An 11,169-nucleotide genomic window follows, 5' to 3' on the forward strand; every position below is an offset into this window, starting at 1 on the left:
AAGGCTTACTTCAAAACGAAAGCGGCTGCATTCCTTCATAAGTGGGAGAGATCACACAGAACGACGCCGGCACTCAAGGGGAGTGCCGGCGTCGTCATTGTGGAAGGGTCGGTCAGGCCGGGGTGCGGGCCACCTCCGCCTGGCGCTCCTCCACCAGCGTGGCGACGGCGTTGAACAGCGGGTGTTCCGGTTCCAGGCCAGTGATTTTCGCCGTGGCGTCGGCCGGGCTGCTGGATGACAGTATGCCAGCCAGTTCGGTTGCCTCGGCGTCGGCGGGGTCGTTGAAGCGCAGGGCAGCGGCGATGGCGCCGAGCAGTGCTTCGGGCACCACTCCGCGTTCCGCGAGTTCGGCAGCCGGGCCGATGAACCGCTCGTGCCGGCTCAGCTTCCGCAGCGGCGCACGGCCCACGCGGGTCACTGTATCCGGCAGGTACGGGTTGGAGAACCGGACCAGGATCTTCTGGACATAGGCCTCCTGCTCGTCGTTGCTGAAGCCGTGCTTGCTGACCAGGAGTTGTTTGGTCTCCTCCAGCACCGCCCGGACGTCCTCGGCAACATCCTGGTCCGCCATGGCGTCGGAGATCTTCTCCAGGCCCGCCTCGAACCCGAGGTAGGCGGCCGAAGCGTGGCCGGTGTTCACCGTAAACAGCTTCCGCTCAATGTAGGGCGAAAGCTCGTCCACAAAGGTGGCCCCGGGTATCACTGGCGCGGAAGCACCGAAGGCAGTCCGGTCGATGACCCACTCGTAAAAGGTTTCCACCGTAACGTCCAGGCCCTGGCCGGCTTCCTGGTTGGGCACGATCCGGTCCACGGCCGTGTTGGCGAACACCGCTTTGCCGTCCAGCGCCCCGGCGGCGGCCCCAGGCTGGGAGGCCACCTCCTTGGCGAGGATGTCCGTGGCATTGATCGCGTTCTCGCAGGCCATGACCTGCAGCGGCGCCAGGCCGGGCGCCCTGGCGACGATGCCCTTGGCGATCACGGGCGCCACGAACTTGAGGATGTGCGGGCCCACCGCGGTGGTGACGATGTCCGCCGTCGCGATCTCCTCGACCAGCTGGGCCTCCTGTGTGGTGGAGTTCAGCGCCCGGAAGTTGTCTACCGTCCGCACGGCCGGGTTTTCACCCACCTCGTGCACCGCGTAGCTGTCCGCAGCCGAGAGCTGGTTGATGAGCTCCTCGGCGACGTCGGCGAACACCACCTCGTAGCCTGCGTCGTGCAGGAGCAGGCCCACGAAGCCGCGCCCAATGTTTCCGGCCCCGAAATGTACTGCCTTCACTATGCGTTGACCTTTCCGAAGAGTTCCAGGATCTCGTCCTCGGACGTTGCCGCCTCCAGCCGGGCCACCTGTTCTTTGTTGGTGAAGACCTTCGCGATGGAAGACAGGATGTGCAGGTGCTCGTTGTTGATGCCGGCAACGCCCACCACGAACTTGACCTGCTTGCCGTTCCAGTCGATGCCTTCGGGGTAGCGGATCACGGACACCGCGGATTTGCGGATGTGGTCCTTGGCCGCGTTGGTTCCGTGCGGGATGGCCAGGAAGCTGCCCATGTAGGTGGACACGGACTGCTCGCGCTCATGCATGGCCCGGACGTAGTCCTCGTCCACGGCGCCGCGGGCCAGCAGGAGCCGGCCGGCTTCGTCGATGGCAGCGTCACGGGTGGTGGCCGAACCGTTGAGCACCACGCTCTCGCGCGCCAGGATCTCGCCCGTTCCTGCCGCGGGGGCTTCGGAACCGGAGCTTCCGACGGCGGTACCCGCGGCTGCTGTTCCGGCCGCGGCAGCCGTTGCCGGTCCTGAGGCGGAGGCTCCGCCGGGCGTTCCCGCACCGGCGTCCGGGCCCTCGGTTGCCGTGCTGCCCTCGGTGTTGCTTTCCCGGACCAGCTCCACGATTTCGTCGTACCGGGGGCTGTTCATGAAGTTGTCCACCGAATAGTGCACGGCACTGGACGTGGCCGGCTTCGCACGTTCGGTGAGGTCCTGGTGGGTGACCACAACGTCGTAGGTGTCGTTGAGGTTGGCGATGGAGGCATTGGTGACCTTGACGTCCGGGAACCCGGCAGCCTTGATCTTGTTTCGCAGCACGGAGGCGCCCATGGCACTGGAGCCCATGCCGGCGTCGCACGCGAACACGATGTTGCGCACCGGGCCGGCGAGGACACCCACTCCGCCTGCACCGGCAGCTGCGCCGGCGCCGGTGAGGGTGGAGGCCACGGAGCTCTTCTTGCCCTTCATCTGCTCCATGCGGGAGGTGGCGTCGTTCAGGTCCACCTCATCGCTGTGCTTGGTGGTCTTCATGATGACCGAAGCCACCAGGAACGAGACGGCAGTTGCGAGCAGGACCGCCAGGATCACGCCGAGGTAGCTGTCCCTGGAGGTCTGGGCCAGCACCGCGAAGATGGAGCCCGGGGCGGCGGGAGCCACCAGGCCGGAGTTGGTGATGGCCAGGGTGGCGATACCGGTCATGCCGCCGGCGATGGTGGCCAGGATGAGCAGCGGGCGCATCAGGACGTAAGGGAAGTAGATCTCGTGGATGCCGCCCAGGAAGTGGATGATGGCCGCACCGGGTGCCGAGGCCTTGGCTGCCCCTTTCCCGAAGAACATGTAGGCGAGCAGAAGCCCGAGTCCGGGGCCGGGGTTGGCTTCGAGCAGGAACAGGATGGATTTGCCCTGTTCAAGGGACTGCTGGATGCCCAGCGGGGTGAGCACGCCGTGGTTGATGGCGTTGTTCAGGAAGAGGACCTTGGCCGGCTCAATGAAGATGCTGGTGAGCGGCAGCAGGCCGTTGTTGACCAGGAACTGGACCACGTTGCCGGCGCCGGTGCTGAAGGCCGAAACCAGCGGGGCGATCCCGTAGAAGCCAAGCAGCGCCAAGATGGCACCCCAGATGCCCGCCGAGAAGTTGTTGACCAGCATCTCGAAGCCGGGGCGGATCTTGCCGTCCCAGATGGAGTCGATCTTCTTCATGGTCCAGCCGCCCAGCGGGCCCATAATCATGGCGCCGATGAACATCGGAATACCGGCGCCGATGATGACGCCCATGGTGCCGATGGCGCCGACGACGCCGCCACGGACGTCGTACACCATCCGGCCGCCGGTGTAGGCGATCAGGAGCGGCAGCAGGTATGTGATCATTGGCCCCACCAGGCCGGTGTTCGGCGTGCCCTCGGCGTTGGTGCCGAAGCCGCCCAGTTCGGGAACGGGGATCCAGCCCTTTTCAATGAAGAGGGCGGTGATCAGGCCCCAGGCAATAAAGGCGCCGATGTTGGGCATGATCATTCCGGACAGGAAAGTCCCGAACTTTTGGACGTGCACGCGCGCGCTGGTGCGGGGTTTTGCAACTGTCTCTGTTGCCATGTGATTTCCTAACCGTCATTCCTGCGGCTGCGCAGGATGGTCCGATATTTCCGACGACGTACTGCTTGACGTTCTGGCGTTTCTAGCCCGCCGGGCTGGTCGAGATGCGGTGAAGCCATTCGAGGAAGAGTTTGAGTTCCGAGCTGGAGAGCTGGTCTGAGTGCGAGGCCTGAAGTGCGGCGTTCAGGGCTATCGCCGCCACCACCACCGACGACTTTCCGGTGTCCTCCGGAACCGCGCCGCTGGCGGGCTCGGCTGACACCGCGAAAATCATGGCGTCCCGGGTCATGGTGGACAGTTCGAGGTTCCGGTCGGAGGCGGGCTCCGCAATCAGCATCAGCGTCACGCCCACGTTGGCGGCCAGGATGGACCTGGCTGCTTCCCTGGGCTGGACGTTCAGCTGGCCCGCCGCCGCTGCCTTGTTCAGCATCTCCTCCATCAGCGCCTCGGCATCGGCAACGATGGCGGGGCGGCTTTCCGGGCGGATGTTGCCGAACATCACCAGGTACAGCTCCGGCTGGTTGAGCCCGAACTGCACATGGTTGTCCCACATTCTCCGGATGTCCTCGAGCGGCTGTCCGGAGGGGGCGAAATCCCTTTCGCCCGCTACATATTCTTCAAACCCTGCGGCGACGACGGCGTCGAACAGACCTTCCTTGTCACCGAAGTGGTGGTAGAGCGTGGGAGCAGATACCCCCGCCAGCTGCGTGATCTGGCGGGTGGAAACGGGAGCTCCCGCGGATTTTGCCAACAGTTCCGCCGCTGCACGGAGCAGTCGCATTTTGGGGGGAAGCTGGCCATCCAAACTCATAACCGCTACCCTAGCACCTATAGCATTGCTATATGAACTGAATCACATACAATTTTTTCAGGCACGTTTCACGCCTGGCGGACGTAGCAGTGCGCCGGCGGACCGGCATGGCGCCGGGCATACCGGCGGGCCTGGCAAACCGGCAAAGAATGAGGACCTTCAGTGCAGAACTTCCCAGGAGTAGGCGTCAGTCCAGGCCGCGTTATCGGCACCGTCCGGCAGATGCCCAAACCCATCAGTGAGCCTCCGGCCGGCCAGCAGCTGGCACCGGACACCACCGCAGAGGAAGCCACCGCAGCCCTGAAGGCGGCCGCCCAGGCCGTGCACGACGAACTTAAGGCGCGTGCAGCCCATGCCACCGGCGACGGCAAGGCTGTTCTCGAAGCCACGGCACTGATGGCCAAGGACACCATGCTGATCAAGGGCGCTTCCAAGCTCATTGCCCGCGGTACCTCCGGCGAGCGCGCCATCTGGGAGTCAGGTTCCTCTGTCTCGGAAATGCTGCACAACCTGGGCGGCTACATGGCCGAACGTGCAACCGACGTACTGGACGTCCGCGCCCGGATCGTCGCCGAGCTGCGCGGCGTGCCCGCACCCGGCATCCCGGCCTCGAGCACGCCCTTCATCCTGGTGGCCGACGACCTCGCCCCGGCCGACACCGCCACCCTGGATCCCAACCAGGTCCTGGCACTTGTGACCGCAGGCGGCGGCCCCCAGTCCCACACCGCCATCATCGCCCGCTCGCTGGGCCTTCCCGCCGTCGTCGCCGCCGTCGGGGTGGACGAGGTTCCGGACGGCACCGAAGTTTTTGTGGACGGCGCAGCCGGTACGGTCACGGCCGAGCCGGACGAAGCCCTGAGGACTGCGGCTGAAGCATGGGCAGCCACGGCTTCCCTGCTGTCCGAGTTCACCGGTACAGGTACGACGGCGGACGGGCACCAGGTGCCACTGCTCGCCAACGTGGGCGGCGGCAAGGATGCCGTGGCGGCCGCCAAATTGGGCGCCCAGGGCGTGGGACTGTTCCGCACCGAATTCTGCTTCCTGGAACGGGACACCGAGCCTTCTGTCGAAGAGCAGGCCGCGGCGTACAAGAGCGTTTTTGACGCCTTCCCCGGCAAGAAAGTTGTCCTCCGCACGCTGGACGCGGGCGCCGACAAGCCGCTGCCCTTCCTGACCGACTCCACCGAGCCCAACCCGGCCCTGGGCGTCCGCGGTTACCGCACCGACTTCACCACCCCCGGCGTCCTGGACCGGCAGCTGGAAGCCATCGCGCTGGCAGCGGACCAGTCCGAAGCGGACGTGTGGGTGATGGCTCCCATGATCTCGACGGCGGAAGAGGCTGCCCGCTTTGCCTCCATGTGCGCGGACGCCGGCATCAATACCCCGGGCGTGATGGTGGAGGTTCCCTCCGCGGCCCTCACGGCCGAAGCCATCCTGCGCGAAGTGGGCTTTGCGAGTCTCGGCACCAACGACCTCACCCAGTACGCCATGGCCGCCGACCGGCAGCTCGGCCCGCTCGCCAACCTCAACACTCCCTGGCAGCCGGCCGTCCTGCGCCTGGTGGGCCTGACGGTGGAAGGCTCACGCGCGGAGGGCAACAACAAACCTGTTGGCGTCTGCGGCGAGGCGGCCGCGGACCCGGCCCTCGCCGTCGTACTGACCGGCCTGGGCGTTAGCACGCTGTCCATGACGGCACGCTCGCTCGCAGCCGTGGCAGCAGTCCTCAAGACGGTAACGCTCGAGGAGGCGCAGCAGCTGGCCAAGCTGGCACTGTCCGCCCCCAGCGCTACCGAGGCACGCGCATGGGTACGGGAAAAGCTGCCGGTGCTGGAGGAACTGGGACTCTAGTCCCCGGCTCTAGGCTCAGGCCGTGACGTCGAATACGTCCACGGCCCGGACCCAGCCGCTGATGGCCTGCGCCGCAATGCCCGGCGCGGTGTGCTGGAAGACGTGGCCCTGCCCCAGGACTTCGACCATAGTGCCCTGCGGGGCCACCTCGGCGAGTTTCGCGCACCAGGAACGCCGCGCGACGGGGTCCCGGGTGCCGCGGAGCACCAGGACCGGCTGCCGGACGGCGGCCAGCCGGTCCTCCATGGGGTATTCCATCATCACGGGCAGTTCCGTCAGGTACCAGCGCGGGCCGGCGCGGAAGTAGTCGCTGAACACAATTGCGTTCGAGGCTGGCGACTCGCTGAACATGGCATCCCTGGTCAGCGCCAGGGCTTGGCGTGGCACCGACTTCCGGCTGGAATCGACCACGGGACCCATGAGCACAACTGCAGCCACCCGATCGGGCTCGCGCAGGGCCAGTTCCACAGCGAACTGCGTGCCCATGGAATGGCCCACCACGACGTAGGTGGAGACGCCCTCATCTGCCAGGACGGCACTGACAAAGGCGGCAAAGTCCTCAACCTGCAGCTGGCGCCCGGGCCTCGATGCCTTCCCGAAGCCTGGGAGGTCGAAGGAGTAGACGTCCGCGACCTCGGCGAGCCTACGGTGCAGCCGCGCCAGGTACCGGTGGGAAACGCCGATGCCGTGCAGCAGGACATAGGCGGGGCGGGCTTCGGCCTCTGCACCCGTCCTCGGCGGCCGGACCGAGGTGTAGAGCTTTCCGTGCAAACCGCCGGATTCAACATCGCGGCCACCAGTCAATGCCATCAGCCGAGCATACAGCCGGATGGGCGGGTATCCCCGCTAGGCTGGGGCCATGGCACTGATTGCTCCCAGGTTGGCCGCAGCCCTCCCGCCCGAAGAGGCCGAGAAGCTTCAACGGGCGCTGGCCGGCAGCGACGACATCACTGTCTTTGTGGACGGCACTGTCCACCGGCTCCCGCCCTTGGCGAGGGACGCCGTCGTCGACCTCCTGCGGCGGTTCAGCCGCGGTGAGTCCGTGACGGTCAGCAGCGTTGAAGACATGCTGACCACCTCAAAGGCAGCGGAGCTGGCCGGCATCTCGCACACCTACCTGCGCAACATGACCGACCGAGGCGAGATCCCCGTGGAGTACCGCGGCAGCCACCGGCGCATTCCGCGCACAGCCATCATGGCCTGGCTGGAGGAGCAGAAGGACCGGCAGAAGAAGGAGGCCGCCAGGCAGGGAACGGAAGAGGCCGGCGCCGGCACTTAGCTTCAGATCCGTGGCCGGGCCGCCCAGCGCCGCATCTTGAGGGCGGCATGGAGTTCCAGCCGGGGCATCCCCTTCAATGGATCCACGCCCAGCAACTGGCGGATCCGCCCCAGCCGGTTATAGATGCTGCTTCGGTGCAGGTGGAGTTTGGCGGCGACGTCCTGGACAGAGCCGTCGTTGTCGTAGAGGAGTTCCAGGACCGGGATGAGTTCGCCGTTGCGGTCGTGGTCCTCAAGCTTGCGGAAATAGACGGACCCCGGGTCAACCCACGCGCCCGCCCCTCCCCCGGCTGATGCCAGGAGTTGGTAGACGCCGGTGGAGCGGCAGTCCACAAGCTCCCCAAGCTGCGGATCCACCGCGGCCGCCTGGGCCGCCAGCTTGGACTCCCGGTAGGCCTCGGCGAGCTCTCTGGGCTTCGCAAACCCTTCGCTGATACCCAGGATGATGCGGTGGACGGGACGGCCGGAGCGTTTGGCCAGCTCCAGTTGGTAGTGGACCAGGACCTGCGCGTGGTTGGCCCTGCCCGACGATTCGCGAAAGAGCACCACGGAGTGGGTTTCCGTTCCGGCGCTGAAGAGGGCTGCGTCCACACCGACGGTCGCCTGGAGCGCGGCCGAGCGGTGGATCAGGGTGGTGGCAATCGGGTCCGGGCCGCCCGCCCAGCCGTCGGCGTCCAGCACGGTGACCATCTGCCAAGGCCCGCGGCCCTGGACTTCCTTCCACCCGGCCACAGCTGCCACCGCGCTGGTTTCCCCCGCACAGGCCGCGAGGAACTCCCGTTCGCGTCCCCGCCGGAATTCGGATTCGGCAGTGTTGGAGTCGAGCAGCAGGGCCGAGAGCATTTCAAGCTCGTTGGCCACGTCCGGCAATTGGGTGAGGATCGCCGTCGGGTTCTCCTCCACCGAGTCCTGCTGCACCCATAGGTAACCCACGCGGAAGCCGCGGACCATCAACGGGACACAGACGCGGCCCAGCATGCCCAGGTGCGGGTTGGCCGGAACCACCACCGGGCGGACAGCGGTGGCGATGCCATGCGACAGCTGCCACGCGCTCACGTCCGCGGGCACCTTCTTGCTGAGCAGGAAGTTCACCCGGACGCGGTCGGCGTGGGACTGGTTGGAACTGTAGGCGAGCAGCACCCCGTCCAGATCCTCCAGCGAAAGGCCGCGGCCCAGCTTCTGCGCCACTTCCTCGACCACTTGCTCCACGCCCTGCTGCTGCATGGGCCAAGACTACTGTGTGGAAGGCAGCCCGCACGAACGAACACGAGGCGACACTTGACGCTTGCAGGCTGAACAAATGTCGATCCACCGACTGCAAAGTCCTTGAATTTCCGGGGTTTTACTCCAACCCTGATGGATGCCGGATGTCAGCTGGCTCACAACCGGATTTATCGTTGAAACACGCAATCCTTCCGCACTTTCCGGCTTACCAGCCGAGAATCTGGAGCCCACGATGATCATCGGTGTCCCCAAAGAAATCAAAAACAACGAATTCCGCGTAGCCATCACGGCCGCGGGCGTCCACGAGTTCCGCACCCACGGCCACACCGTGCTGGTGGAACGCGGCGCAGGCCTGGGCTCCGGCATCACCGACGAGGAATACGCCATCGCCGGCGCCGAAATCATCAACGAGGCCGACGACGTCTGGTCCCGCGCGGACATGGTCATGAAGGTCAAGGAACCCATCAAGGCCGAGTACCACCGGTTCCGCAAGGGCCTGATCCTCTTCACCTACCTCCACCTCGCCGCCGAGCCCGAACTCACCCGCGAACTCATCAACTCCGGCGTCACCGCCATCGCCTACGAGACCGTCCAGGAAGGCCGCACCCTGCCGCTGCTGGCCCCCATGTCCGAGGTGGCCGGCCGGCTCTCCGTCCAGGTGGGCGCCTCATCCCTGATGGCCCCGGCCGGCGGCAAGGGCGTGCTCCTCGGCGGCGTCCCCGGCGTCCGTCCCGCCAAGGTGGTTGTCCTCGGCGCAGGCGTGGCCGGCACCAACGCCGCAGCCATGGCACTGGGCCTCGGCGCCGACGTCACCATCCTGGACATCAACATCAACCGCCTGCGCGAACTGGACGCCCAGTACCAGGGCCGGCTCAAGACCGTAGCGTCGAACAAGTACGAGATCGAAAAATCCGTGGTGGACGCGGACCTGGTGATCGGTTCTGTCCTGATCCCCGGCGCCAAGGCACCCAAACTGGTCACGAACGAGCTCGTGGCCCGGATGAAGCCCGGCTCAGTGCTGGTGGACATCGCCGTGGACCAGGGCGGCTGCTTCGAAGACACACACCCCACCACGCACCAGGAGCCCACGTACAAGGTCCACAACACCATCTTCTACTGCGTGGCGAACATGCCCGGTGCCGTGCCCAACACCTCCACGTACGCCCTGACCAACGTCACCCTGCGCTACGCCGTGTCCCTGGCCAACCTCGGCGTCAAGGCCGCCTTTGACCGCGACCCCGCCCTCGCCGCCGGCCTCAACATCGCCGCCGGCCACGTGGCCCACCACTCCGTCTCCGAGGCGCACAACCTGCCCCTCGTCGCGGACTGGCACGAACTGGTTTCGGCCTAAGCCAGTTCCCGGGCCTGCTCGATCAGCTTGAGAACCTCGACGGCGTCTTCCGGGTTGACCGGGAGGGGCAAGGCTGACTTTGCCCCTCCGTCGAGGATCTTGTCCGCCAGGATCCGGTAGAACTCCGGGTAGGCGCCGCGTTCGGTGGGCAGCGCGTCCAGGTGGCCGTCCCGGCCCAGGAGCCCTGCCCACTCCGGCGCCTCCTCGCCGTAGTCCGCGTCGAGGGGACTGCCGCCAGCCACGATGTACGGCTCCTGCGGGTCAACGCCGTTCTTGGTGAAGGCCCCCACGGAACCCAAAACGCGGAACCGTGGCCCCTGCTGCGCGCACAGCATGTTCATGGTGAGGTGGCTCAGCACCCCGGACTCGTGGCGCAGCACAAGGAACGCGTCGTCGTCAGCCCGCTCATCCGCCCGCCTGGCCCTGAGTTCCGCGTGGGCCACTGCGGCCGGGCCAAACAGCAGGAGGGCCTGGTCGATCAGGTGGCTGCCGAGGTCGAACAGAACACCGCCGCCGTCCGCCGCGGTGGCACGTGCCTTCCAGGCCTTGGCGATGGTGGGCGACCACCGCTCGAACCGCGATTCGAACCGTGCCACCTTCCCCACGGCCTCGGCCGCCAAAAGCTTCCGGAGGGTCAGGAAGTCGCCGTCCCACCGCCTGTTCTGGAAGACCGTCAGCACCCGGCCCAGCTCTTGGGCCAAGGCGGTCAGTTCCTGCCCCTCCTCACTGGTCACCGCGAACGGCTTGTCCACCACCACGTCCAGCCCGGCTTCCAGGGCCGCCTTGGCGAGCGGATAGTGCGTGGCGGGCGGAGTTCCCAGCACCACGAGGTCAAGGTCCGCGGCGTGCGTGAGGACCTCATCGCCGTCGTGCACCGTCCTCACTCCGGGGTAGCGGGAAGTGGCCGCCTTTTGCCGCTCCGCATTCGACGTGGCGATGACGTCCAGCGAGTAGCGCGCATCGGCCCCGATCAACGGGGCGTGGAAGACGCTGCCCGAAAGGCCATAGCCGACGACGGCCGTACGGATGGTGCGTTCAGCAACAGTTCCGGTCATAGGGCTACCGTACTCCCGCACGCTCTCTCACTTAACGGGCCTTAACCGCAAACGCTCTCTCACTTCCTTCAAGAAAGTGAACTGGTCCCCGGTGGTTGGACTGGCTAAATGGGATTCTAGGCTGCGTGGGTCTGGGCCCGGTATTGCACCGGGCTCAGGCCCTTGAGCGTCGTGGAGATTCTTTCGTTGTTGTACCAGTGGATGTATTCCTCTATGGCATTTGCCAGTGCGTCGGTGTTGATGAACCG

10 protein-coding genes are annotated in these 11,169 nt (G+C 66.2%); 3 read left to right on the forward strand and 7 right to left on the reverse strand.

The window, feature by feature from the left end:
- Window positions 1–112: 112 nt before the first annotated feature.
- The 3 genes from AC3A4Z_RS21495 to AC3A4Z_RS21505 all read right to left on the reverse strand — a co-directional run bounded on the left by AC3A4Z_RS21495 (window position 113) and on the right by AC3A4Z_RS21505 (window position 4,165).
- A complete protein-coding gene (locus tag AC3A4Z_RS21495; RefSeq protein ID WP_498714219.1) occupies window positions 113–1,276 on the reverse strand; it encodes a mannitol-1-phosphate 5-dehydrogenase in 1,164 nt (387 codons plus the stop codon).
- Window positions 1,276–3,354 carry a PTS mannitol transporter subunit IICBA gene (locus AC3A4Z_RS21500; protein WP_498714221.1) on the reverse strand — a complete coding sequence of 693 codons (2,079 nt, stop codon included), beginning with the start codon at window positions 3,352–3,354 and terminating at the stop codon, window positions 1,276–1,278. The genes AC3A4Z_RS21495 and AC3A4Z_RS21500 overlap by 1 nt, the downstream gene beginning before the upstream one ends.
- An 82-nt stretch (window positions 3,355–3,436) precedes the next feature.
- The gene (locus AC3A4Z_RS21505) at window positions 3,437–4,165 is read right to left on the reverse strand and encodes a TetR family transcriptional regulator (RefSeq protein ID WP_493971447.1); all 729 of its coding nucleotides are present in this window, start codon (window positions 4,163–4,165) and stop codon (window positions 3,437–3,439) included.
- Window positions 4,166–4,327: 162 nt separating this feature from the next.
- On the opposite strand from AC3A4Z_RS21505, the gene ptsP reads away from it, so the two are divergent.
- On the forward strand, window positions 4,328–6,013 hold the full coding sequence (gene ptsP / locus AC3A4Z_RS21510; RefSeq protein ID WP_493971446.1) for a phosphoenolpyruvate--protein phosphotransferase: 1,686 nt from the start codon (window positions 4,328–4,330) through the stop codon (window positions 6,011–6,013).
- Window positions 6,014–6,028: 15 nt separating this feature from the next.
- Here the strand turns inward: ptsP and AC3A4Z_RS21515 are convergent, their stop codons facing one another.
- Window positions 6,029–6,823, reverse strand: coding sequence for an alpha/beta fold hydrolase (locus AC3A4Z_RS21515; RefSeq protein ID WP_498714223.1), 795 nt, complete (start codon window positions 6,821–6,823; stop codon window positions 6,029–6,031).
- Between the two features lie 49 nt (window positions 6,824–6,872).
- On the opposite strand from AC3A4Z_RS21515, the gene AC3A4Z_RS21520 reads away from it, so the two are divergent.
- Window positions 6,873–7,292: a helix-turn-helix domain-containing protein gene (locus AC3A4Z_RS21520; protein ID WP_498714225.1), complete on the forward strand. Its 420-nt coding sequence runs from the start codon at window positions 6,873–6,875 to the stop codon at window positions 7,290–7,292.
- Window positions 7,293–7,294: 2 nt separating this feature from the next.
- Here the strand turns inward: AC3A4Z_RS21520 and AC3A4Z_RS21525 are convergent, their stop codons facing one another.
- On the reverse strand, window positions 7,295–8,515 hold the full coding sequence (locus tag AC3A4Z_RS21525) for a PucR family transcriptional regulator (RefSeq protein ID WP_498714227.1): 1,221 nt from the start codon (window positions 8,513–8,515) through the stop codon (window positions 7,295–7,297).
- A gap of 232 nt (window positions 8,516–8,747) precedes the next feature.
- Here AC3A4Z_RS21525 and ald point away from each other — a divergent pair, with 232 nt between their 5' ends.
- Window positions 8,748–9,866, forward strand: a complete 1,119-nt coding sequence (ald, locus tag AC3A4Z_RS21530; RefSeq protein ID WP_498714229.1) for an alanine dehydrogenase — start codon at window positions 8,748–8,750, stop codon at window positions 9,864–9,866.
- Here the strand turns inward: ald and AC3A4Z_RS21535 are convergent.
- Together AC3A4Z_RS21535 and AC3A4Z_RS21540 are read right to left on the reverse strand one after the other, a co-directional pair.
- Window positions 9,863–10,921, reverse strand: coding sequence for a Gfo/Idh/MocA family protein (locus tag AC3A4Z_RS21535; protein ID WP_498714231.1), 1,059 nt, complete (start codon window positions 10,919–10,921; stop codon window positions 9,863–9,865). The genes ald and AC3A4Z_RS21535 overlap by 4 nt on opposite strands.
- A gap of 116 nt (window positions 10,922–11,037) precedes the next feature.
- On the reverse strand, window positions 11,038–11,169 hold a 132-nt coding region (locus tag AC3A4Z_RS21540; RefSeq protein ID WP_498714243.1), incomplete at its 5' end, for an IS3 family transposase.

The organism is Arthrobacter sp. Soil_C_49 (assembly GCF_057656635.1).